The 23,831-nt window shown below is 69.0% G+C and carries 19 protein-coding genes and 2 tRNA genes; 8 read left to right on the plus strand and 13 right to left on the minus strand.

Annotated features, from left to right (window positions below):
• The first annotated feature begins 317 nt into the window (after positions 1-317).
• The 3 genes from ACEN96_RS22400 to ACEN96_RS22410 all read left to right on the plus strand — a co-directional run bounded on the left by ACEN96_RS22400 (position 318) and on the right by ACEN96_RS22410 (position 2,832).
• Positions 318-2,537: a TonB-dependent siderophore receptor gene (locus ACEN96_RS22400; RefSeq protein WP_495585238.1), complete on the plus strand. Its 2,220-nt coding sequence runs from the start codon at positions 318-320 to the stop codon at positions 2,535-2,537.
• A gap of 36 nt (positions 2,538-2,573) precedes the next feature.
• Positions 2,574-2,649, plus strand: a tRNA-Asn gene (locus ACEN96_RS22405).
• A 107-nt stretch (positions 2,650-2,756) separates the two neighbouring features.
• Positions 2,757-2,832: transfer RNA gene (locus ACEN96_RS22410), tRNA-Asn, on the plus strand.
• A gap of 95 nt (positions 2,833-2,927) precedes the next feature.
• Here ACEN96_RS22410 and ACEN96_RS22415 read toward each other — a convergent pair.
• Positions 2,928-4,571, minus strand: coding sequence for a hypothetical protein (locus ACEN96_RS22415; protein WP_495585239.1), 1,644 nt, complete (start codon positions 4,569-4,571; stop codon positions 2,928-2,930).
• Between the two features lie 107 nt (positions 4,572-4,678).
• A complete protein-coding gene (locus ACEN96_RS22420) occupies positions 4,679-4,882 on the minus strand; it encodes a hypothetical protein (protein ID WP_495585240.1) in 204 nt (67 codons plus the stop codon).
• A gap of 248 nt (positions 4,883-5,130) precedes the next feature.
• Between ACEN96_RS22420 and ACEN96_RS22425 the strand changes: the two genes are divergently transcribed.
• Complete coding sequence (locus ACEN96_RS22425) at positions 5,131-5,775, plus strand: DUF4124 domain-containing protein (protein WP_495585241.1); 645 nt, start codon at positions 5,131-5,133, stop codon at positions 5,773-5,775.
• Positions 5,776-5,797: 22 nt separating this feature from the next.
• Here ACEN96_RS22425 and ACEN96_RS22430 read toward each other — a convergent pair whose 3' ends face one another.
• Together ACEN96_RS22430 and ACEN96_RS22435 are read right to left on the minus strand one after the other, a co-directional pair.
• Positions 5,798-6,559: a YoaK family protein gene (locus ACEN96_RS22430; RefSeq protein ID WP_495585242.1), complete on the minus strand. Its 762-nt coding sequence runs from the start codon at positions 6,557-6,559 to the stop codon at positions 5,798-5,800.
• A complete protein-coding gene (locus ACEN96_RS22435) occupies positions 6,556-7,011 on the minus strand; it encodes a response regulator (RefSeq protein ID WP_495585243.1) in 456 nt (151 codons plus the stop codon). The genes ACEN96_RS22430 and ACEN96_RS22435 overlap by 4 nt, the downstream gene beginning before the upstream one ends.
• A gap of 193 nt (positions 7,012-7,204) precedes the next feature.
• On the opposite strand from ACEN96_RS22435, the gene ACEN96_RS22440 reads away from it, so the two are divergent.
• On the plus strand, positions 7,205-8,251 hold the full coding sequence (locus tag ACEN96_RS22440; protein ID WP_495585244.1) for a LacI family DNA-binding transcriptional regulator: 1,047 nt from the start codon (positions 7,205-7,207) through the stop codon (positions 8,249-8,251).
• A 171-nt stretch (positions 8,252-8,422) separates the two neighbouring features.
• Here the strand turns inward: ACEN96_RS22440 and ACEN96_RS22445 are convergent, their stop codons facing one another.
• The gene (locus ACEN96_RS22445; RefSeq protein WP_495585245.1) at positions 8,423-8,659 is read right to left on the minus strand and encodes a hypothetical protein; all 237 of its coding nucleotides are present in this window, start codon (positions 8,657-8,659) and stop codon (positions 8,423-8,425) included.
• 345 nt (positions 8,660-9,004) lie between these two features.
• Here ACEN96_RS22445 and ACEN96_RS22450 point away from each other — a divergent pair, with 345 nt between their 5' ends.
• Positions 9,005-11,380, plus strand: a complete 2,376-nt coding sequence (locus ACEN96_RS22450; RefSeq protein ID WP_495585246.1) for a TonB-dependent receptor plug domain-containing protein — start codon at positions 9,005-9,007, stop codon at positions 11,378-11,380.
• Positions 11,381-11,532: 152 nt separating this feature from the next.
• Here ACEN96_RS22450 and ACEN96_RS22455 read toward each other — a convergent pair whose 3' ends face one another.
• Both ACEN96_RS22455 and ACEN96_RS22460 read right to left on the minus strand, forming a co-directional pair.
• Entirely contained in the window at positions 11,533-11,931 is a 399-nt protein-coding gene (locus ACEN96_RS22455) for a cold-shock protein (protein ID WP_495585247.1), read from the minus strand.
• Between the two features lie 203 nt (positions 11,932-12,134).
• Positions 12,135-14,099, minus strand: coding sequence for a S9 family peptidase (locus ACEN96_RS22460; protein WP_495585248.1), 1,965 nt, complete (start codon positions 14,097-14,099; stop codon positions 12,135-12,137).
• Between the two features lie 264 nt (positions 14,100-14,363).
• On the opposite strand from ACEN96_RS22460, the gene ACEN96_RS22465 reads away from it, so the two are divergent.
• Positions 14,364-14,714, plus strand: coding sequence for a hypothetical protein (locus tag ACEN96_RS22465; protein ID WP_495585249.1), 351 nt, complete (start codon positions 14,364-14,366; stop codon positions 14,712-14,714).
• Positions 14,715-14,937: 223 nt separating this feature from the next.
• Positions 14,938-16,629: a hypothetical protein gene (locus ACEN96_RS22470; RefSeq protein WP_495585250.1), complete on the plus strand. Its 1,692-nt coding sequence runs from the start codon at positions 14,938-14,940 to the stop codon at positions 16,627-16,629.
• A gap of 15 nt (positions 16,630-16,644) precedes the next feature.
• Here ACEN96_RS22470 and ACEN96_RS22475 read toward each other — a convergent pair whose 3' ends face one another.
• The 6 genes from ACEN96_RS22475 to ACEN96_RS22500 form a co-directional block, all read right to left on the minus strand.
• Entirely contained in the window at positions 16,645-17,796 is a 1,152-nt protein-coding gene (locus ACEN96_RS22475) for a BMP family ABC transporter substrate-binding protein (protein WP_495585251.1), read from the minus strand.
• Between the two features lie 86 nt (positions 17,797-17,882).
• Positions 17,883-18,803 (minus strand): ABC transporter permease, encoded by a 921-nt coding sequence (locus tag ACEN96_RS22480; RefSeq protein ID WP_495585252.1) that lies wholly within the window; start codon positions 18,801-18,803, stop codon positions 17,883-17,885.
• Complete coding sequence (locus tag ACEN96_RS22485; RefSeq protein ID WP_495585253.1) at positions 18,803-19,927, minus strand: ABC transporter permease; 1,125 nt, start codon at positions 19,925-19,927, stop codon at positions 18,803-18,805. The genes ACEN96_RS22480 and ACEN96_RS22485 overlap by 1 nt, the downstream gene beginning before the upstream one ends.
• Positions 19,914-21,479 carry an ABC transporter ATP-binding protein gene (locus ACEN96_RS22490; protein ID WP_495585254.1) on the minus strand — a complete coding sequence of 522 codons (1,566 nt, stop codon included), beginning with the start codon at positions 21,477-21,479 and terminating at the stop codon, positions 19,914-19,916. Before ACEN96_RS22490 ends, ACEN96_RS22485 begins: the two co-directional genes overlap by 14 nt.
• A 16-nt stretch (positions 21,480-21,495) precedes the next feature.
• Positions 21,496-22,809, minus strand: coding sequence for a guanine deaminase (gene guaD, locus ACEN96_RS22495; protein WP_495585255.1), 1,314 nt, complete (start codon positions 22,807-22,809; stop codon positions 21,496-21,498).
• Positions 22,810-22,879: 70 nt separating this feature from the next.
• Positions 22,880-23,827 (minus strand): LysR family transcriptional regulator, encoded by a 948-nt coding sequence (locus ACEN96_RS22500; RefSeq protein ID WP_495585256.1) that lies wholly within the window; start codon positions 23,825-23,827, stop codon positions 22,880-22,882.
• Between the last annotated feature and the right edge of the window lie 4 nt (positions 23,828-23,831).

The following is a 23,831-nucleotide window of genomic DNA, read 5'->3' on the forward strand; positions in this document are numbered from 1 at the left end:
GAGGCCACTCGCCCGGCTTGGCGATATCCCCTGCTTCGCGACCACGACTAGAATCCAACCCGCTCGCCGGCCCGTCCGGCGAGTTTCGCTAGGGGTGCTGGTCCGATCGATGCGTCGGCGGGCCGGCTGAGAAAGTCCCTTTGAACCTGATGACGGCCAGTCCGGCCGTCAGCCCGCGGAGCCAGATCTCCGCGGGCCGAGTTAATCCTCGCGCAGGGAAGCATGCCTTCGACACCTCTGGTGTCCTCGCACGCCGCCTTCTCATCGGCGTGTCCGGTTTGCCCACCTGCCATCGCATCCCAGGCTCCGGCATTCCGATGGCAACTTCGTCCGCTCCGACTCCCTTCCCGCTGCACCGCCTCGCGATCGCGTCGATCGCCCTGGCCACCGGCGGTCTGTCCCTCACCGCCGCCGCGCAGTCGGCGCCCTCGGCCCCCTCCGCCTCAACGGCCGCCCCCGCGCTGCCCAGCGTCGTCGTCAAGGGCACCGCCGACGCGCCCGTCACCGTCGGCGGTTTCGGCGACACGCCCGTCGCCAAGCTCCCGATGCAGGCCAGCGTCGTCAGCGCCGAGATGCTCGCCGACCGCGGCCTGAGCAGCCTCGCCGGCCTGACGCTGCTCGACGCCAGCGTGGGCGACGCCTACAACTCCACCGGCTACGTCTCCTATCTGAAGATCCGCGGCTACGACCTGGACAACCGCTTCAACTTCCGCCGCGACGGCCTGCCGATCAACGCCGAGACCGCCCTCCCGCTCGCCAACAAGAGCAGCCTCGAGGTCCTCAAGGGCACGTCCGGCATCCAGTCCGGCACCAGCGCGCCGGGTGGCCTGGTCAACCTCGTCGTGAAGCGGCCGACGGTCGAGCTCACCAGCGTGATGCTCGGCGTGAGCGAGCGCGGCACGGTCGAATCGGCGATGGACTGGAGCCACCGCTTCAGCGACGGCCACGGCAACGACAAGGCCTTCGGCCTGCGCGTCAACCTGCAGGCGGCCAAGCTCCGCCCCGAGTTGCGCGACGCCGACGGCAACCGCTGGATGATGGCCGTCGCCGGCGACTGGCGCGTCACCCGCGACACGCTGATCGAGGCCGAGGTCGAACTCAGCCGCCAGAGCCAGCCCAGCCAGCCCGGCTTCAGCCTGCTCGGCGACAAGCTGCCCGATGCGAAGGCCATCGACCCGCGCATCAACCTCAACAACCAGTCGTGGAGCCTGCCGGTCGTCTTCGAGGGCCGCACCGCCTCGCTGCGCGTCCAGCATCAGCTCAATGCCGACTGGAAGCTGCAGGCCCATGCCGCGATCCAGCGGCTGGTCAACGATGACCGCCTGGCCTATCCGTTCGGCTGCACCGCGGGCGACGGCACCTACTACCCGAGCACCTACTGCCCCGACGGCACCTTCGATCAATACGATTTCCGCAGCGAGAACGAGCATCGCGACAGCGATGCGCTCGACCTCTCGGCGCAGGGCAAGCTCAGAATGGCGGGCATCACGCACGAGCTGACGGCGGGCGTGCTGTTCTCGCGCTACAAGAGCCGGCTGCAGGGCCAGGCCTACAACCCGGCGGGCACCGGCAACATCTGGGGCACGCTGCCGACGACGGCCGATCCGACGCTCTCCGGCACCAACACCAACCGCACCGAGCGCAGCACCGAGCTCTATCTGCGCGACGCGATGCAGTTCAGCGAGCGCTGGCAAGGCTGGCTCGGCGTTCGTCACACGCGGCTGAGGCGCGACAGCGTCGCGGTCGGCCCGCAGCCGGGCGAGATCGGCACGCCGAATCCCTATGCGCAGTCGTTCACGACGCCGTGGCTGGGCGTGAGCTACGCGATCGATCCGCAGTTGCTGGCTTACGCGAGCTGGGGCCAGGGCATCGAGTCGGCGGTGGTGCCCAACCTGCCGGTCTACGCGAACCGCACGGCGGTGCTGCCGGCGCTGCGCAGCAAGCAATGGGAGATCGGTCTGAAGTCGGGCAGCCGGACGGTGGACTGGTCGATCAACTACTTCGACATCAGCAAGCCCGCGACGCGCGACGTGCCGGTGGTGGTGAACGGCGCGGCGATGCTCGAGACCCGCATCGATGGCGAGCAGAACCATCGCGGCGTGGAAGCGCAGGCGGATCTGAAGTGGACGGGCGGCGGCCTGATGGCGAGCGCGATGAAGCTGCGCGCGCGCCGCGAGCGCAGCGAGGACGCGACGCTCAACGGCCTGAAGCCGGCCAACGTCCCGGAGACGGTGCTGAAGCTGCAGGCGCATCAGAACGTGTGGCTGCCGGGGCTGGAGCTGCAGGCGGGCGTGGTCTACGAGGGCAAGCGCATGGTGCTGCCGGACAACTCGCTGGCGATCCCGAGCTGGACGCGGCTCGACCTGGGCGCGCGCTACGAGCAGAACGTGGGCCGGCAGCTGCTGATCTGGCGGATGGGCGTGGACAACGCGACGAACCGCCGGGCGTGGCGCGAGTCGCCATACCAGTACAACCACGTGTACCTGTACCCACTCGCCAATCGCACATGGCGGGCGTCGGTGGAGTGGGTCTTGTGAGGGACTGATTTTTCTGTGTATACTCTTAGGCTCTGATCCCCGATAGCTCAGTCGGTAGAGCGCCGGACTGTTAATCCGTAGGTCCCTGGTTCGAGCCCAGGTCGGGGAGCCAAGATCAGATGACGAAGGTCTCCGGACCTTCGTTCTTTTTCAGCCGGTGTCCGACCGAAGACGCTGGCCCAAGAAAATTCAGGTCGACAGGATCTGAAAACCGACGATTCCTCGATAGCTCAGTCGGTAGAGCGCCGGACTGTTAATCCGTAGGTCCCTGGTTCGAGCCCAGGTCGAGGAGCCAAATCAAAGCCCCGCATCGTGAGATGTCGGGGCTTTTTCTTTTATCGGCGAAAGCGTGCGAAGTGGTTTTCGACGGCGCTGCCAAATGGTCTTCAATCATTCGGAAAGGTCGTAGCTCCCGCTCCCGACATACACACTCCGGCCATTCCCATCCACGGGAAAACTGAGTAGCCGTTCCTCATGCCCGTCGTCGTAGACCAGCGTGATCGCATAGCCGCTCAGCTGATACCGACCTCTCCGGCTCGCCCCATCGTCCTTCGTGCGCGTCCCGCTGGTCGCGCCAACCGTCCCCAGTCCCGTCCCCACCGTCCCGCCACCGGTGCTACTGCTCCCCGAGCCATCCCCGTGCGACGACCCCGCGATCACCGTTCCGGTGATCGCCTGCAAGCTCCCCGTGCTCGACAGCGCGCTGTAGCTGCGCTCGAAGCGCCCATCCTTCGTGAACCGGATCCCGCGCGTCGCTGACGTCCCGCCCGTGACCATGCTGCCGTTGAAGCTGCTCCGGCTGAAGCTCCCTTCCAGCCTCGCGTCCTTCGGCCACGGCTTCACCGCGATGTGCTTCTCTAGCTTCCACTCGCCGACCGGCCGCCCGTCGTCGTCCTGCTCCTGCATCTCGTAGCCCTTGCCGGCGCTTCTCCATCGCCCCCAGCGCTGCGGTTCCAGTTGCCTCGAGGCCGCGACATTCAACTGATCCGGCGGCATCTCCGTGCGGCGGTACACCGTCCCGTCCTTCAGCAGGAATCTCACGTCCTCCTCCCAACGGCTGCCGTAGTTGTAGTTGGCCTCCCCATGAAGGACGACGGCGACCAGATCCTTCTCGTTCAACCCCTGACCCGGCGCGCTAGACACACGCTGCAGCAGCACTTCCTTGCGAGCCAGCGGCGTCTGCGGCAACGGCGACACCGTCAGCCCGGACGCATCGTTCACCAGCGCCGCATCGGCCAAGTCCATCGACAGCCGGCTCAGCGAGGTCACCACCCCGCGCAGCACGATCTCGCGTCCGACCCACGGCTCGGCGTTGAACTTCAGATGGATGAGCTGCTCGCCCCGGCGGTCGCCCCGCTCCTGCACGAGGTGGAAGCGCTCGGGATAACGGATATCGCGGGCCACCCGGCCCTTCACGTAGACCTGCCCCATCTTGCGCAGCGCCGCCTCATCGGAGATCCCCAGCCAGCTCCCGCGCTGCGCCGTCAAGGCGATCACCTGGCTCGGCAGCAAGAGCTGGCCCCGCGCCGGCTCGACGGCGATGGGCAGCGGCGTCGGCGGCGTCACGAGCTTCGCCTGCACGAGCGCCCGCGCCACCGGAATGGCCTGCGGGTACTTCGCGGCGATGTCCATGCCGGGCCCGTCCCACTCACGCGCCATCGCGAGGCAGGCCTGATCGGGCGTGGCGTTCGTCAGCACCCGCTTGCGGACGGGCTCGACGAGCTTGTCCCATGGCGGATCGCTGCTCTTGCGCTCCATCACGCGCGTCACGACCACCCGCAGCGGCGGAAGCTGGTAACGCGTGCGCCAGGCCACCCACGCGTCGCGCATCTGCGCGGCCGACGGCGCGCCGATGTCCTCGCACGCGGACACGGAGAGCTCGGAGATCACATCGAGGGTGACGGCCTCGACGAGTTGCGCCATCGCCACCGGATCGGTGGCAAGCGAGGCGGCCTCGGGCGCGGCGATCGCGCCACCCGCCATCCAGGCGAAGGCGGACGCCGCGAGCGTCCGCCGAAGAGGGGTCAAGGCCATGCTGTCGGTCCATGCCTGCTATCGGAGGACCGCATGCTGCCCGCTTCATCCGCCGCCAGCCACGGCCAGGACGGGGAAGCGCCGGAAGGGGACTTGACGCGCTCGCGCTAGTCCTGGACGCGCAGCGCTCGCGCCGCCTGCTCCGCGGCCGCGACCGTGGCGACGCGCTCCCGCTGCGCCGCGACCTCACGCGTCTTGCGCTGCAAGGCCGTCTCGTCGAACAGCCCACCCAATGGAATCAGCGACAGACCGATCGCGCACATGCTGGTGCCGATGATCTGCGGCGCGTAGCCCGCGATGCGTTCAAGCATGGTTGCCCCCCCTGTGCCAGGCGGCCCGGGCGTTCTGCGACGCCGTCGTCGAGCCTTGCGTTTTCTTCATGCCCGAATTCTGTTGATAGGCGATGGCGGCGGGAATCGGAAGTACACCAATGCGGCTGAGGGGGTTTTCCCGACACGCCCCCATCGATTTGCCGAACCGCCTGCGGCCGCCAGTTGCCTCCCGCCTGTCAACACATGCGAGAGTCGGCGCGTTCGAGTCGTTTCAGGGAGACAAGCACATGCCAAAGATCCACCGGACCGCCTTCGCCTGCCTGCTCGCCGCCGGCGCGATGGCCGCGCCCGCCGTCCACGCCGAAGTCTGGAAATGCCTCATCGACGGCAAGGTCCATTACTCCGACCAGCCCTGCCCCACCAAGGGTGAGCCGCTGCCGCAACGCGCCCTCCAGGGGAATGTGGTCGACACCTCGGCGGACCGCGCGGCCATCGCCGAACGCGCCCGGGCCGCCTCCGCCGAGGAGCGCGCCGCCGCGGCGGCCCCTTCGGGCGGCGGCGCGGCCGCGCCACCGGTCTCCAGCAACGTCTGCCCCTCCGAGCGCGACATCGCCGGCATGGAGACCAAGGCCAGCTCGATCTCGCTGAGCCCCGAGGCCAAGCGCTTCATCCAGGACGAGATCCGCCGCGCGCGCCAGTGCCAGAAGGGCCAGGGCAGCTACTCGGCGGCGGACTGGAACGTCAGCAAGCAGGCAGTCGATGCGCAGAGCAGCCTCACGGGCGGCGCCGACGCCAGGCGCCGCGCCGAGGCCATGCACAGCGCCGCCGATGCCAACGAAGGCGACCGCATCCAGCGGCAGCGGGAACTCGAGGACCGTGACGCCGCGCGCAGGGAGCGGGGACGCATGCGGCCGGCGAGCAGCCCGCGCTGAGCGCGAGCGCCGGCCGCCGGCGTCATCTTGGCCGCCCGAGCACGCCGCGCCACCGCCCCCAGTCGCGCGTCACCGGCGGCAAGGCCAGCACGAACAGCACCGCCGCCAGCGGCACCACGCACACGAACCCGAGGTGCTTGAAGCCGAGCGCGCCCGCGACCCCGCCCAGCACGAACGCCGCCAGCAGCCCGCCCGCGCGCCAGGCGCGCTGCCGGTCATGCCGCACCGCCGGCCGGCTGGCCGTGGGCTGCCGGTTCCAATAGAGCATCTTCCCGAGCTCCATCCCGAGGTCGGTGATGTTCCCCGTCATGTGGGTGGTGCGGATGCTCCCGCCCGAGGTCTTCGACCCCACCGCGTTCTGCAGCCCCATGATGAACGCCAGCAGCAGCACCGTCAGCGGCACCGCGAAGGGCGTGTGCCAGGTCAGCGTGATCGCGCCCATCAGCCCGAACGGGAACAGCAGCGCCGCCTCCAGCATCAGCGGCAGCGCGTAGACGCTGCGCAGCCCATGCTGGCGCGCCCAGTTCACCAGCATCGCGCACACCGCCGCACCGCAAAGGAACGCCAGGATCGCGCCCAGCGCGTTCAGCACCAGCGTGCCCTGCCCCAGCACCGCGCCATCGGCGAGCTGCGACGCGAAGCCCGTCATGTGCGAGGTGTAGCGCTGCAGGATCAGGAAGCCGCCCGCATTCACCGCGCCCGCGTTGAACGCGAGCAGCAGGCCCAGCGCGCGGTTCGTCGACGGCGCGCGGTGCCGGCTGGTGAGATGCAGCAGGCGCCTCATCGCGATGGATCCGGATCGCCGTCCAGCCGCGCCGCCGCCGTCGTCGGCAGCTCCTCCAGCTCCGCGCCGAACAGCTGCGCGCCGCCCGGCTCGACCACCTTCGCCCCGTGCCGCGTCAGCACCGCGTGCAGCCGCGCCCAGTTGATCGGCTTGACGAAATACTCGTCGAACACCAGGTCCTCCGCCGATTCGAAGTCGGTGTTCAGCGGCGTGCCGCTGACCGCGATCGCGATCAGCGCCGGCAGGCTCAGCTTCAGGCGGCTCGCCACGTGACGCCCGTCGGCGTCGGGCATCGCGATGTCGGTGATCAGCAGGTCCGGCTCCCACTTCAGCCCGATGCGGATCGCCTCGAGCCCGGTCTGCGCGACCTTCAGCTCGAAGTTGTAGACCGTCAGCAGCTCGCGCAGGAGCTCCAGCGAATCCGGCTGGTCATCGGCGACCAGGACTTTCAAGCGATCCTGCATGGTGGCGTTGGAAGAGATTTTGGAGCGGCGGTAGCAATCGGCGGGCCTGAGCCGCGGCCATCAGCCGCTTCCGCAGGGGACAGCCAAGGCATGGGGACGCATTCTTCCACCTCGGACGCCATCCGCGCGTCCCTGTGGTTCCCCCAGGAGTAGGATGACGCATCTTTGAAAGCGCTTTCCCATGAAGAGAAAGAAGCCGATCCTGTCGACCTCGCAGGAGGTCACGCTGGGCATGGTCGCCGCCGCCAGCGGGGTGTCGCCGAGCACCGTCTCGCGCGTGCTGAGTGGCAGCGCGCAGGTCAGCCCAGAAAAGGCGAGCCGCGTGCGCCGCGCGATCGACGAACTCGGCTTCGTGCCGAACACGATCGCGCGGGCGCTCGCCGATGGGCGGACCTTCAACATCGGATTGCTGGCGCAGTACTTCGAGAGCCCGTACTACGCGCTGCTGCTGCGCGGCATCGAGGAGGTGCTGACGCCGGCCGGCTACGCGCTGGTGGTCTCCAGCGGGCACTGGGATCCGGAGGAGGAGCGGCGCTGCGTCGCGTCGCTGCGGTCACGGCGGGTGGACGGGATCATCGTCCTGACGGGCGGGTTGACGGATGGCTTCCTGGTCGAGCTCGCGCGGGAGCTGCCCGTCGTGGTGACCGGCCGGACGCTGCAGGCGCCCGGGCTGCACGCGTTGAAGACCGATGACGTCGAGGGCGCGCGCGCCGCGGCGCGGCACCTGATCGAGCGCGGTCACCGGCGCATTGCCTTCATCGGCGGCGACTCGACGCATGCGGATTCGAAGGAGCGCGAGACCGGCTATCGGCTGGCGCTCGCGGAGGCGGGCCTGGCGGTCGACGAGGTGCTGATCGCGGGCGGCGATTACCTGGAGACCGGCGGCGCCAGGGCGATGGAACGGATGCTCGAGGCGGGCGTGCGCTTCACGGCGGTCTTCGCGGCCAACGACCAGATGGCGGCGGGCGCGGCGCGCGTGCTGCACAGCCGCGGCTTCCGCGTGCCGGAGGACGTCTCGCTCGTCGGCTACGACGACCTGTTGAACACGGCGCATGCGAGTCCGCCGCGCACGACGGTGGACGTGCACATCGTCGAGCTGGGCCGGCGGGCTGCCGCGGCGATGCTGGACCTGCTGAGGACGGGCGGCTCGGCGGTGCAGCCGCCGCCACCGCAGCTCATCGTGCGCGAGTCCACGCGGCCGCTCGCCCATCGCCCGGCGATGAACTGAGCCGCAGAGGGTTTGTTCTTCGTCAACTGGGCGTCATACGGGCTGGTCAGAATGCCACCCATCCGAGACAACAACCGGCTGCGACATAGGGCAGAAAGCTGGAACCCGTCACCAGCGTCGCGGATACCCTCTTCACAAAGAAGCCACCCCGAGCGGGTGGCTTCTTTCATTTCAGCCCTGCTTCGACGACAGCCGCCAGATCCCGCGCCCGAAGATCGCTGTCATCACGAAGCCGTAGACGAGGCTCGTGATCAACAGGCCGATATCCGCTTTGTATTGGCCGTCTGTCATGACGCCAAAGGCGACGAACAGGCCAAAGAACAACATCGCCAAGCTGAGCGCGAAGACAAGCAGGAACCGCCGCGGTCCCACCGCGCGCACCTTTTCCAGATCAAGCAGGTCCAACATCAGAGAACTCCTCGCCCGCACGAGCGCAGGCGTGCGGCGCATGTTGTCCGCCTCGTTCCGACCTTCAATAACCTGAATCGGTGGCGCTGCGCCGCCGTCGCAACCCCGCAAGCGCCGGGCCGGATTCCGGGTTTTCCCGCACCCGCGTCGCGCCCGCCCATCACCCCAGGTAAAGAAGGTTGAAAGTCCGCCCCCGCCTTCGTCACGAAACGTACACCGTGCGATCCTTCGGCCCGTTCCGCGACCGGCCTTCCCCAGAACGCGCCGCGCTCGCCGCTTTCATTTCCCGCGCTTCCGTCCCAGCCATCGCCAGATCGGCCGCGCCTGCACTGCCATTGCTTTCCGATGACACGCATCCGCCGCCCTGCCCTGCAGCCGCTTTCCATCGCCCTGTTGCTGGGCCTGAGCAGCTCCGCCTGGTCCCAGTCCACCCCGTCCACTCCTGCGGCCGCCCCGCCCGCGCCTCCCGGCACGAAGGCCCCCGCGCGCGCCGCGCCGCCGGCCAGCAAGGACAACGCCGACTCCCCCACCCAGCTCAATCGCGTCGAGGTGCAGGGCACCTCGCGCGACGACGACCAGCGCCGCGCCTCCACCGCCTCCAAGATCGTCATCGGCCGCGATGAGATCGAGCGCTACGGCGACGCCACCATCGGCGAAGTCCTCAAGCGCCTGCCCGGCGTCACCACCGGCGGCCGCCCCGGCCGCGGCGGCGAGATCCGCATGCGCGGCATGGGCGGCGGCTACACCCAGATCCTCGTCAACGGCGAACGCATGCCGCCGGGCTTCTCGCTCGACGAGCTCCCGCCCGAACAGATCGAACGCATCGAGGTCATGCGCGCCCCCACCGCCGAGTTCGGCGCGCGCGCCATCGCCGGCACCATCAACGTCGTCCTGCGCGAGGCCCTGCAGCGCCGCCTCAACGAGGTCCGCCTGGCCTCCACCTTCGAGCGCGGCCGCGTCACCCCGCATCTCAGCTGGACCCGCAATGACAAGCTCGACGACCAGGGCGGCGCCTACAACCTGACCGTCAACGCGATGCAGCACAAGCGCGTCGACGACATCGAGTCCTTCTCCGTCACCCGCCTCTTCGATCCCGCCTCCGGCGCGCTGCAGCGCCAGACGCTGCTCCAGACCCTCGGCCAGACGCGCGACGAGCGCAAGTCGCTCAACCTCACCGGCCGGCTGCAGCTGCGCCTGGACGGCGGCGACACGCTCGCCTTCCAGCCCTTCCTCATGGTCAACCGCGGCAGCGGCACCAGCGCCGCCGCCCAGACCCAGTCCCCGGACCTGCCCCCGGGCGACTTCGAGCGCATCAAGTACGACTCCTACGCCACCGACAGCAGCAGCCGCGCCGCCATGGCCCGCCTGAACGTCCAGTGGAACAAGCGCCTGGGCGAGCACACCCGCATGGAGACGCGCATCGGCGGCGGCCGCATGACGATGGACAGCTCGTCCCATCGCGAGGAAGACCTCTCCGGCTCCGCGTTGCCCTTCTACCGCCTGCAGGACGACACCACCCACAGCCGCGACACGCAGTGGAGCGTCAACTGGAAGCTCACGCACCAGATGGACAACGAGCACAGCCTCGTCGCCGGCGTGGAGGGCGAAGGCACCCAGCGCGACCAGACGCGCGGCTGCACCGAGGTCGACGGCCGCACGCTGCGCAGCGACAGCTGCGCCTACCTCGCCGACTTCGGCGAGAACGTCTCCGCCTCCACGCGCCGCCTGGCCGTCTACGCGCAGGACGAGTGGAGCGTCGGCAAGCAATGGGGCTTCTACGCCGGCCTGCGCTGGGAAGCCATCCAGACCGACAGCACCAACAACCAGGGCCCGGTGAAGAACACCTCCCGCGTGCTCACCCCGCTGCTGCATGCCGTCTACAAGATCGACGAGAAGAGCCGCGAGCAGATCCGCGCCAGCCTCACCCGCAGCTACAAGGCGCCCAACCTCAACGACGTCATCGGCCGGCTCAGCATCAACAGCCAGTACACCTGCCATCCGCCCGACGTCGTCTGCGGCCCCAACCTGATCAACTACCCCGACCGCCTCGGCAACCCCGATCTCAAGCCCGAGCTGGCGACGGGTGTCGAGATCGGTTACGAGAAATACCTTTCGAAGGGCGGCCTGCTCAGCGCGAATTTCTTCTACCGCCGCATCACCGACCTGATCCGCAGCCAGGCCGTGCTCGAGCCGGTGCCCTACTCGCCGGTGCCGCGCTACGTGATCCGGCCGCGCAACATCGGCAACGCCAAGACCCATGGCGTGGAGCTCGAGGCCAAGTTCCGCCTCGACGAGTACCTCGCCGACGCGCTGCCCATCAACGTGCGCAGCAACCTCTCGCTGTTCAGCTCATCGGTGGACGGCATCCCCGGCCCCGACAACAAGCTCGACCAGCAGCCGCGCTACACCGCCAACCTCGGCGCGGACTACCGCCTGCGCTCCGTGCCGCTGACGCTGGGCGCGTCGCTGAACTACACGCCGTCGACGCTGCTGCAGCAGAGCGCCCAGGTGCTCAACGAGATCGACAAGAAGCGCGTCATCGACGTCTCCGCGATGTGGACCTTCTCGCCCGCGGTGGCGGTGCGCGTGGCCGCCAGCAACCTGCTGCCGCTGACCTACGGCAACGGCAGCATCGCCACCACGCCGGGCCGCGTCGTCACCAGCGAGAGCACCGGCCGCAGCTTCACCGTCTGGACGGTGCGCCTGGAGCTGAAGGTCTGAGCAAGGCCTGGGCAAGGCCTGGGCAAGGCCTGGGCAATGTCTGGACGATGGACGCAAAAAAGGCTGCCCTGGGGCAGCCTGAAAAGAGCGGAGCACAGCGCCTCCGCGAGGGCGACGGAGCTGCATCTGCCAGCTCCAAGGAGTCAACGGGTTCAGCGACGGGCCTGGGTGGCCTCGCTGGTGGAAATGGCGTGGCTGGCGGGGGCCCAGACGGTGGCGCCGACGCCCAGCGCCAGCAGCACCAGCACCATCCAGGTCAGCGGCGAAGTGCGGCGGCGGGCGATCGGCCGGGGCGGACGCGAGCCGGTGCGCGCGGGGCGCAGCTGCGTCGGCAGCTTGAAGTCCTGCAGGCGCTGCAGGCGCACCGCCTGTTTGCTGCCGTCACTCCTGGACACAACCTCGAAGCTCAGGCGCTCGCCTTCCTGCGGCGACTGGCCGTCCATCGGAAAGGCCGACACATGCACGAACAGCGGATCGCCGCCCTGATCGGGCTTCAACATCCCATGGCCGCGCTCCGCGTACCAGCTGTCCAACGTTCCTTCGAATCGCATGACTGGTTCCCCCATCTTCTAGAACGTCCGATCCGGGTCGCGGACTCGTGGTCCGCCCGGCGCCCTGACCGGGCGCTTCTCTCTCTCGGACAAAAAGAGCCCGGCGGGTGGCCGGGCTGCTGGGGATGGATGCTGCCGAAGGTTGCGTCGGGCACGGCAACAGGCTGTAAACCGTGCAACTTCTCACGAAATCATTTCTGGGATCACGGCTTCAGATAGCGGTCCAGGAACTCGAGCGTCCGGCGGTTGGCCTCGATCTGGTTTTTCTTCTTCTTGAAGCCGTGGCCCTCGTCGTCGAACACGAGGTACTCCACCGGCACGCCGTTCTGCTTGACCGCCGCGACGATCTCGTCGCTCTCCACCTGGATGACGCGCGGGTCGTTCTTGCCCTGAATGACGAGTAGCGGCTTGCGGATCTCCTTGGCGTGGAAGAGCGGCGAGGTCGCGATCAGGAAGTCCTTGTCCTTCACCGGATCGCCGACCTCCTGGTACAGCGCCTGGCGCGCGCTCTCCCAGTACGGCGGGATGGATTCCAGCGTGCGCAGCCAGTTGGACACGCCGAAGATGTCGACGCCGACCTTGAAGGCCTCGGGCCGGAAGGCCAGCGCCGCCAGCGTCATGTAGCCGCCGTAGCTGCCGCCCATGATGCCGATGCGTTCGGGATCGATCACGCCGGTGGCGGCCAGGAAGGTCTTGGCCTCGACGCAGTCCCACAGCGGCTCGCGGCCGTGCTTGCCGTCGTCGGCGGTGTGGAAGCTCTTGCCGTAGCCGGCGCTGCCGCGGTTGTTGATGCCCAGCACCGCGTAGCCGTGGTTGGCCAGGTACTGCATCAGCGAGGAATAGCCGCGCATCGTCTGCCCGCCCGGGCCGCCGTGCACGAACAGCACCGCCGGCACCTTGCGCGCGGGCGAGGCCTCCTTGGGCAGGTAGAAGACCGAGGGGATGGTCATGCCGTCGAAGGACTTGAAGCGCACGATGCGGCCTTCGACCAGTTCCTCGGGATCGATGTCCTTGGACAGCGTGCGCGTCAGTTGCCGCAGCCGGCCGGTGCCGAAGTCGTAGACGTAGAGATTGCTCGGCGAGCGGTCGCCGTTCAGGAAGAAGGCCATGCGCGCGCTGGTGCGCGAGAAGACCACGCCGCGCACCTCGCCGCCGGGCAGCGGTGGCAGCGCGACGGGCTGGCCATCGGCGGTGCGGACGATGCGCGGTGACAGCGTCGCGTCGACGTTCACGCCGGTGACGCGATAGCGGCCGTCCTGCGAGAACAGGCTGTACTCGATGTCCCAGTCCGCCTTCTCGACCTCGCGCGTCTGGCCGCTGGCCAGGTCGTAGGCGATCAGGCGGCTGAACTCGCTGCCGTCGTTGGAGCGCATCAGCAGCGTCTTGGACGCGGGATCGAAGCTCGCCGCCGCGTAGGCCGCGACGCCCTGGTGCGGTGTGATGTGGGTGGTCTGGCCGGTCTGCGTGTCGTGGAGCAGCACGTCGGTGTCGGCCTGGGTCTGCACGCGTTCGAGCGCGATCCAGCGGCCGTCGCCGCTGATGTCGGCCACGGCCAGGCCGTTCTCGTTGCGGTAGACCAGGGTGCGCGCGTAGGTCTTCGCGTCGTAGCGGTAGAGGTCGAAGTAGCGCGGGTCGCGCTCGTTGGTGGTGACGTAGAAGGCCTGCCCGTCGCGGGCCCAGGCGAGGAAGTCCGCCTTGAGCTTGTCGCCTGGCGTGAGGTCGCGCTCGGTGCCGTCGAGCTCGCGCACGAAGAGGTGGTCGAGTTCGTCGCCGCCGTGGTCGCGCGTGAAGAGCACGCGGTCGTCCTGGGGGAAATAGCCGACGGCGAAGTGGCTCTCGGTGGTGGAGTTCGTCAGCGCGACCGGCTCGCCGCCGTCGACCGACACGCTGTAGAGGTTGAACACGCCATTGGCGTTGCTGCGGAACAGGATGCGCTTCTCGTCCGCCGAGAACGACGCGCCGGCCACGGTGGTGGTGGCCATGAACTGCTCGATCGTGTAGCGCTTGGCGGGGCGCGGGGGCGCTTCCTTCGCGGCCGTCGCGACCTTCGCCTTGGCGATGGCCTGTGGCTTCCCGGTGGCGGCCGGCGGTGCCGCGTTGGCGGCGAATGCCGCGGTGGCCAGACACAGCGCGGTCAGCGGCAGCCGGATCGAATGCTTCATCGTCATTGGAATCTCCTCTCCTGATGACCCGGGGATGCCGGGATCCGCGCACTTTAGGCGGGTGCCGGGTCTTGCCAATCGGGGCGCGATGCGATGCGGCGCGGAAGGGGCGGACGGTCGGAATGAAAGGATGAGATGCGCAAAGTCGCGCCGCCGGCGAGGCATGCGCCTGGCAGGCTGCTGAAGTACCTAGCCCCTCGCCATAGCCCTCGAGCGCACGTCGACAATGCGGCATGCACGGATCCGACACCTTCACAGAACGCTTGCTTCTTGCAACTTAAGGCCGACAGTTTTACGCTGCATGCCGTGCCGCAATTGCCGTACGTCTCATCGGACGTCGATTCGGCGGCTGGGTGGCAGGATGATTCTGCTAACCGGGGTGAGATGAAAATGCCTAAGAAGTTTGCTCAGTACCACGGGACCAAGGCGCCAGCGTCGAAGCTCGGGCTCGCAGCTCAGGCGCCGAGAACCGCGCCGACCAAGTTCAAGATCCGTCGGGTCCCGGCACTCGATCTGGATCTCTTGAACGAATCCATTCGTCAGGTGAAGGCCTTCTCCATGGCCCGCCGCGCCTCGGATGAACTGACGCCCGAACTGATGTCGACGCCAGTCAACGTCTGACCGCGAACTGCTCAAAGACATGGGGACGCTTGCCGTCCCCATCTCATTTGTGCGCGACACACTGCTTCCCATCAGAGGCTGACAACAAGCAGTACTTGCACGAGGCGGCAGCGGGAGGTCCTCGTCAACGCGCCAGCGAGGAGACACGTCGAGGTCGACGCTTCGTCCGTCCGGCGCGGGTCGGAACCTGTCGGGTCGCTTTGCCTCCGCTGGAAACGCCTGAGTGGACGCCAAACACTACAAGTCGCTGTCCGACATTTTTGGATCGCTGCACATTGACCACGGCGCGCAAGACAGCCCTCAGTGCCGTTGCATCACGGGCTACCTCAATGAAGTGGGGTGCAAGAGCTACGTCCTCGAAGAAAACTACGTCGACGCCGGCTACCTCGCGGACTTCGTGGGGTACTACGCGATGTGCCATGACATGCCGCCCAAACACACGCGGCGGCTGCACTTCTTCACTCAGCCGGCCGAGAAGGTCGACGCGCTATGGCGTCAAGTGCTCAGCGCGCCCGAGAAGGTCGAGGAACTCCAGAAGAGCCTCGATGAGACCTATCTGGGTTTCGTCGTTCTCAAGCCGCTGCGCTCCACCGTCATCGGCAAGACCTGCCTGCGCACGTACCCCGAGATCGACGAGCAAAGCCATCGCGCTCGCGTGTTCCCCATCCGCCGCCACTACGTGGCCAGCCTGTGGGGAATGAAGCTCAACGTCAATACAGTCGCCTTCCAGGAGCAGGACCGGGAGATCGCCGCCTGCGCTACCGCGGCCATTTGGGCGGCGATGCACGCCATGCCTGCGTGGTTCACCGTGCACGAGATCCCGTCGCCCTTCCAAATCACCTCATCGGGCTGGGACGGCAAGATCCAGCCGATGGACGGTGAGACCGCCAGCCGATTCCCCTCCAACGGCATGGACGTCAAGCAGATCGTCGGTTGCCTTCGCCAGCATGGGATCGAAACATCCGTCCTTGGTGTGGGCATCGACGATGGCTGCCAGAAGCTGCTCGAGAACGTAGCGGCTTTCCTGGTCGCCAAAACGCCCATTCTTCTGGTCGGCAACCTGTACGCGCGTCGCGAAGGGGAAGCCAAACACACGCTTCGAGGCCTGCATGCGGCGACAATCCTCGGCTACGCCAACAGCGAGGACTTCAAGCCCGGGGGCTGGCCCGAGCGCATCCAGCGGGTGTACATCCACGACGACACGCTGGGCCCCTTCGCCAGCTTCGAGCCGATGCGATGCGATGCGGGGCGATTCCGCCAAGCGCTTGGTCATACCGACGCTTCAGACGGGCCGCCCGGCGTCGTCGACAAGGTCACCGGCTATCTGCGCAATACCGGCGGCGCCTTCCAAGGGGTGGGCTTGAGCGGCTTTGTTGTCCCGCGGTACATCATCGTCCCAATCAACCAGAAGCTTCACCTGCCCTACTCGACGGTTCGGGATTTCGTCGAACTGCTGATGACGTGGTTCAAGACCGGTGCACCCCAAATGTATGGGAAGGGTGCGACGATCCCTGAGTTGAGTTGGACCATTCGCCTTCGCGACCAGCCGTCGTTCAAGGCGATGCTGCTGCAGGCGTCGTGGTGGATCAGCGTCAAGGAAAAGGAGGCCGCCCTGCGCAGGTCGATGTCGCGGCTGCTATGGACGATCGAGGTCACCGCGCTGACGGACGAGGGCGAACAACTGGTCGCCTTGCTCGAACTCGACGCGACGTCGCTGCAGCAGACCGGTGCGGTCCGCGACGTCCATGTGGGCAAGCATGGCCGGGACGTGGCGGAGACGGTTCTCAGCCGCTGGCTGTCTGATTCGGCGCATTACGCGAACAGGCGCCGAGGCATGAACCAAGTCGATCGCGTTGACGGCAATCTTGAGGCATGCATCCTCTCGCTGCGCGAGTCGCTGAAGAAGATGCTTTAGCCCCCGCCGCTCTCCTCACCTCCCCGCCGGCAACTGCCCCTCCACGCCCTTCACATAGAACTTGATGTTCTGCAGGAATTTGTCGTCCGCGACCGCGTCCTTGGCGAGGACCTCCTTGCCGTCCTGCCCCGCGATCGGTCCCTTCCAGATCATGAAGCTCCCATCCTTGAGCCCCGCCTTCACCTGATCTAGCCTGGCCTTCACCTCCGCCGGCACCGCCGCGTTCAGCGACACCAGATCGATCGCGCCCTCCTTGACGCCCCACCAGCTGTGCTTGCCCGGCCCGGCGCTCCAGCTGCCATCCAGCGCCGCCTTCACCGTCGCGATGTAGTACGGCGACCAGTCGATCACCGCCGACCCCAGATGCGCCTTCGGCCCGTACGCGCTCATGTCCGAGTCCCAGCCGAATGCGTACTTGCCGTTCTTCTCCGCCGTCTGCAGCACCGCGCTCGAATCGGTGTTCTGCATCAACACGTCAACGCCCGCGTTGATCAGCGTCTGCGCGGCATTGGTCTCCTGCGGCGGGTTGAACCACTCGTTGACCCACACCACCTTGACCGTCACCTTCGGATTGCTGCTCTGCGCCCCCAGCGTGAAGCTGTTGATGTTGCGGATCACCTCCGGGATCGGGATCGATCCCACCACCCCCAGCGTGTTCGACTTCGTCATCGCGCCCGCGACCATGCCCGCCATGTACGCGCCCTCATAGGTCCGCGCGTCGTAGCTGCGCAGGTTGGCCGCCTGCTTGTAGCCGGTCGCGTGCTCGAACTTCACCTGCGGGCTGTCCGCCGCGACCTTCATCATCGGCTCCATGTAGCCGAAGGTCGTGCCGAAGATCAGCGTGTTGCCCTGCTGCACCAGGTCGCGGAACACCCGCTCCGCATCGGCCGCCTCGGGCACCTTCTCCACGAAGCTCGTCTTGATGCGGCCGCCGAAGGCCTGCTCGAGCTTCTTGCGCGCGTTGTCGTGCGCGAAGGTCCAGCCCCCATCCCCCACCGGGCCCACGTAGGCGAAGGCCACGTTGAGCGGCGCCGCGCCGCCGGCCGAGGCCCCGCCCGCCTGCGGCGCGGACGCGGCCCCGGCGGGCGCCTCGTCCTTCTTCCCGCAGGCGGCCAGCCCGAGCGCGGCGGCCGCCGACGCGGCGATCAGCAGGGAACGGCGGAGCATCGGACGCGGATATCGGACGGACATGGGTTCTCCAGCGAAGTCATGATCGAAGGACGGAAGGCGGCGAGTCGCGGCGCGTGCCGCGCCTATCCGCCCGGATGGAAGGGCCGGCCCAGCGAGGCCGGCATGTTGGCGCGGATGAAGCCCTCGTTGCGCGAGATCAGCACCAGCACCACGATGGTGGCCAGGTAGGGCAGCATGCTCAGGAACTGGCTCGCCACCTGCACGCCCTGCCCCTGCAGGTGGAACTGCAGCATGGTGACGCCGCCGAACAGGTAGGCGCCCAGCAGCACGCGCGCCGGCCGCCATGTGGCGAAGCTGGTCAGCGCCAGCGCGATCCAGCCCTTGCCGGCGATCATCCCCTCGACCCACAGCGGCGTGTAGATCACCGAGCAGTAGGCGCCCGCGAGCCCGCACAGCGCGCCGCCCGCCACCACCGCCAGCAGCCGGATGCGCCGCACCGGATAGCCCAGCGCATGCGCCGATTCCGGCGACTCGCCGACGGCGCGCAGCACCAGCCCCGCGCGCGTGCGCGTCAAGGCCCAGGCCAGCAGCGCCGTCAGCGCCATCGCGCCGTAGACCAGCGGATGCTGCTTGAAGAGCGCCGGCCCGATGAACGGGATGTCGGCAAGACCTGGCACCGCGAACGAGGGCCGCGGTCCCAGCTTCGCCTGCACGTAGTTCTGTCCGACGAAGGCCGAGAAGCCCGCGCCGAAGAGGCTCAGCGCCAGCCCGGTCGCGTACTGGTTGGTGTTGAGATAGACCGCGAGCAGGCCGAAGGCCAGCGCCATCAGCGCGCCCGCGCCAATGCCGGCCACGAAGCCCACGACATCGCTGCCGCTGTGCACCGCCGCGGCGAAGCCGGCGATCGCGGCGACCAGCATCATCCCCTCCGCCCCGAGGTTCACGACGCCGGCCCGCTCGTTGATCAGCAGCCCCAGCGCCGCGAGCGCGACCAGCGTGCCCGCGTTCAGCGTCGCGGCGATCAGCAGCGCATACGCGTCCATCAGCGCGCTCCCTTGGCCAGCGTGTCGGCCGGCGTGTCGGCCGGCGTGTCGGCCGGCGTGTCCAGCGCCGCCGGCGCGCGCCGCACGCGGTAGTGGATCAGCGTGTCGCAGGCCAGCAGGCAGAACAGCAGCAGGCCCTGGAACACGCCGGTGATGGCCTTGGGCAGCCCGAGCCGCGATTGCGCCAGCTCGCCGCCGATGTAGAACATGCTCATCAGGATCCCGGACAGCACGATGCCCACGGGATGCAGCCGCCCGACGAAGGCCACGATGATGGCCGCGAAGCCGTAGCCCGCGGGCACGTAGGGCGTGAGCTGGCCGAGCGGGCCGGCCGTCTCGAGCGCGCCGGCCAGGCCGGCCAGGCCGCCCGACAAGGCCATCGCGCCCCACAGCGCCGCGCGCGAGGAGAAGCCCGCATAACGCGCCGCCAGCGGCGCGATGCCGCCGGCCTGCAGCGCGAAGCCCGCCATCGAGCGCATCAGCAGCCACCAGCAGCCCGCCACCGCCGCCAGCGCGACCCACACGCCGATGTGCAGCCGCGTGCCGGTGAACAGCTTGGGCAACTGCGTCGCCGGCAGGAAGGTGATGGTCTGCGGGAAGTTGTAGCCGGCCGGGTCCTTCCACGGGCCATAGACCAGGTACTGCAGCAGCAGCTCCGCGATGTAGACCAGCATCAGACTGACCAGGATCTCGTTGGCATGGAAGCGGTCGCGCAGGAAGGCCGCGATCGACGCCCACGCCATGCCCCCCAGCGTGCCGGCGACCAGGATGGGCAGGACGATCAGCTTCGTGCTGCCGGCATCGGCCTGCATCGCCACCCAGCCCGCCGCCAGCGCGCCGGCGACGAACTGGCCCTCGGCGCCGATGTTCCAGACGTTGGCGCGAAAGGCCACCGCCAGCCCCAGCGCGATCAGCACCAGCGGCGTCGCCTTCAGGCCGAGCTCGCCGAGCGCGTAGCCGTTGCGCAGCGGCTCCCAGAAGAACATGCGCAGGCCCTGCAGCGGGTCCTTGCCCAGCGCCATGAAGATCGCGACGCCGATCAGCGTCGTCAGCCCCAGCGCGATCAGCGGCGAGGCCAGCGACATCGCCGCCGACGGCCGCGCGCGCGGTTCAAGCCTCGGCATGCGAGTCCTCCCACAGTCCGCTCATCCACAGGCCGATGCGCTGCACCGTGGCCTCGGCCACCGGAATCGCCGGCGACAGCCGGCCGCGCGCCATCACCATCAAGCGGTCGCTGAGCTCGAAGAGCTCATCCAGTTCCTCGCTCAGCACCAGCAGCGCGCAGCCGGCGTCGCGCAGCGCGAGCAGCTCCGCGCGGATCTGCGCCGCGGCGCCGACATCCACGCCCCAGGTCGGCTGCGCGACGATCAGCGCCTTCGGCGCCGCGTCGATCTCGCGGCCCATGATGAACTTCTGCAGGTTGCCGCCGGACAGGCTGCGCGCCGCGGCCTGCGGCCCCGAGGCCCGCACGCCGAAGCGCTCGATCAGCCGCCGCGCCAGCGCCGCCGCCTTCGCCGTCGACACGTGGCCAAGCCGGCCGACCGGCTCGCGCCGCGTCAGCAGCGTGTTCTGCGCCAGCGACATCGACGGCACCGCGCCGCGTCCGAGCCGCTCCTCCGGCACGTGGTGCAGCCCGAGCGCGCGGCGCTTCGCCGGTCCGAGCGGCCCGAGATCGGTGGCGTGGTCCACGGCGCCCGCCGCCGCCCGCGCGATCGACGGGTCCTCCGCGATCCAGGTGACCGCGCCACGCGGCGCGCGGCGGTCCTCGCCGGACAGCACGCGCAGCAGTTCCTGCTGGCCATTGCCCGATACGCCGGCCAGGCCGAGGATCTCGCCCTGCCGCAGCTCGAGCGCGAGGTCCACCAGCGCCGTCCCGTGCGGCGTCTCCGGCGCCAGGCTCAACCCGCTCACCCGCAGCCGCGCCGGCGCATGCGCCCGGGCCGCGCGCGGCGCGAGCGCGGGCGGCTCCGCGCCGATCATCAGGCGCGACAGGCTGGCGTTGCTCTGCTCGCGCGGGTCGACCTCGCCGGTCACGCGCCCCGCGCGCATCACCGTGCAGCGGTGGCACAGCGCGCGGATCTCGTCGAGCTTGTGGCTGATGTAGAGGATGGCGCAGCCCTGTGCCGCGAGCTGGCGCAGCGTCCCGAACAGCGCCTGCACCGCCTGCGGCGTCAGCACCGAGGTCGGCTCGTCCAGGATCAGCAGCCGCGGCGCGGTCATCAGCGCGCGCAGGATCTCCACGCGCTGGCGCTCGCCCACCGACAGCGCATGCACCGGGCGCTCGGGATCGAGCGGCAGGCCGTACTCGGCCGACAGCGTCCGCACGCGGGCGCGGACCTCGTCCAGCGTCATCGCCTGGTCCAGCCCCAGCCAGATGTTCTGCGCCGCGGTCAGCGAGTCGAACAGCGAGAAGTGCTGGTAGACCATGCTGATGCCCAGCGCCCGCGCCTGCGACGGCGAGCGGATCGCCCGCGGCGCGCCGTCCCAGAGCAGCTCGCCGGCGTCGGCCGCGACCGCGCCGGCGATGATCTTCATCAGCGTGGACTTGCCGGCCCCGTTCTCGCCCAGCACCGCGTGGATCTCGCCCGCGGCCACCGACAGCGACACCGCGTCGTTGGCCTTCACGCCGGGGTACTGCTTGCTGACGTGGCGGAGTTCCAGGCGTGGCGGTGTCATGGGGGCGGCAGGGTCCTCAGGATCTCCGGTAGCGCGCCTCGCCCGCGACGTAGCTGGCCACCAGGTTGCGATCGTCCGACAGCGTCATCCAGGCGAAGGCCCGTTCGTGCGGGTCGCGCGTGAGGTCCATGCGGGCCTCGGCGACCGGCCCCGCGGCCCAGTCCCAGATGCAGACGTCGGCCAGTGTAGCCACGCCGAAGTGGCCCAACTCCTCCGACAAACCCAGGGCCTCGGCCGCGCCGCGCGTGGCCGCATGCAACCCGGCCCAGGCGGTCAGGCGCTGGCCGCCGAGCGCCTGCACCTTGTAGCCGTCCGCCAGCGTGCGCTGCGCCGACAGCGAGGTCCCGCCGCCGACGTCGCTCGCCGCGCTGACGCGCACGCCCGCGGCCAGCGCGCCGGGCCAGTCGAACAGCCCGCTGCCCAGGAACAGGTTGGACGACGGGCAGTGCGCGATGTGCGCGCCGGTGCGGGCCAGCACGCGCCGGTCCTCGTCGTCCAGCCAGATGCCGTGCGCCAGCACCGCGCGCGGATGCAGCAGGCCGACGCGGTCGTAGACGTCCAGGTAGCTGCGCGCCTCGGGGAAGAGCCGCGCCACCCACTCGACCTCGCCGCGGTTCTCGGCGACATGGGTCTGCATGTAGAGGCTGGCATCGGCGCGGCACAGCGCGCCAGCCATCGCCAGCTGCTCCGGCGTGCTGGTCGGCGCGAAGCGCACCGTCACCGCGTAGGCCAGCCGCGCGCGCTGGTGGTGCTTGGCGATCAGGTCCAGGCAGTCGCGCTCGGCCTGGACCACGTCGTCGCGCAGGCCCTCGGGCGCGTTGCGGTCCATCAGCACCTTGCCGGTGATCAACCGCATGCCGCGCGCCGCGGCGGCCTCGAACAGCGCGTCGGCCGAGACCTTGTGCACCGTCGGATAGACCACCGCCGAGGTCGTGCCATGCGCCAGCAGCGCATCGAGGAAGCGGTCCGCGCCGAAGCGTGCGACCTCCGGGTCCATGTAGCGCTGCTCGGCCGGAAAGGTGTAGGTGTTGAGCCAGTCCAGCAGCTCGGTGCCATACGACGCGATCACGTCCAGCTGCGGGCTGTGCACATGCGTGTCGACGAAGCCCGGCAGGATCAGCCGGCCGGCGTGATCCTCGCGCACCCAGCCCTCGCCCGGGTCCTCGGCCTGCGCGCCGGCGATGCGGCCGTCCTCGATCAGCAGCCAGTGATCGGGCCGGAAGCGCACGGCGGGATCGTCGACGCGGCCCCATTGCGGCGCGGCGGTGAAGTCCAGCAGGTCGCCCTTCAGGGCCAGGCGTGCCGGAGCGGCGGAGCGGTGGGTCGTCATGCGTCGGAGATCAGGAAGACAGGGGAAACAGGGGAAGACAGGAATGCCGGAATCATCGAGGACCCGGCGCTCACGGCACGAGCTGGCGCGCGACGTCGCGCACCTGCTCGCGCAGCCAGCGCAGCGGCGCGCTGTTGTGGCTCACGTCGTGCCACAGCTGGTAATAGGTCATCGGCGGGAACGCCACCGGGCAGCGCAGCACCGTCACCGGCAATTGCTCCAGGTAGCGATTGCAGAACAGCCGGCCGGTGGTCAGCACCAGCAAGCTGCGCGCCACCATCTGCGGCAGCTGGCCGAAATGGGCGCAGCGCACCGCGATGCGGCGCTCCAGGCCCAGCGACGCGAGGTGCTGCTCGATCACGCCGGGCTGGCCGCGGCTCAGCGGCATCGGCGCCAGGTGCTGGCAGTCGAGGTAGCGCTCCTGCGTCCAGGCGCGTGGCGCCATGCGCGCGGCCGGATGGTCGCGGCTCACCAGGCAGACCACCTCGTCCACCAGCAGCCGGCCCATGTGGAGCTCGCCGGGCGGCTCCAGCCAGTTGCCGATCACCAGGTCCACCTCGCCGCGCGCCAGCGAGGCGCGGTAGTCGAAGTCGGCATTGAGCGGCTGCAGATCCAGTTGCACGCCCGGCGCCAAGCGCTGCAGATGGGCCACCAGCAGCGGCAGGAACAGCGGGTCGAGGTAGTCGCTGGCCGCGACGCGCAAGCGCAGTTCGGCCGTCGCGGGATCGAAGGCCGACTTGCGCAGCCGCGCACCGAAGAGCTCATCGGCCTCACGAAGCAGGCGCTCGGCGGGCGCCAGCAGCTCCAGCGCGGTGGCGGTCGGGGTCATGCCGGCGCCGCTGCGCACCAGCAGCGGATCGCCCGTCAGGGTGCGCAAACGCCGCAGCTGCGCGCTCAAGGCGGGCTGCGTGCTGCCGAGCCGCATCGCGGCCCTGGACACACTGCGCTCGGAAATCAAGGTATGCAGGACCCGCACCAGAAGGAGGTCGATCTTGTCGAAGTTCAGTTCTTCCGACATTGTC

It is taken from the genome of Roseateles sp. Mitsp63 (assembly GCF_059491535.1).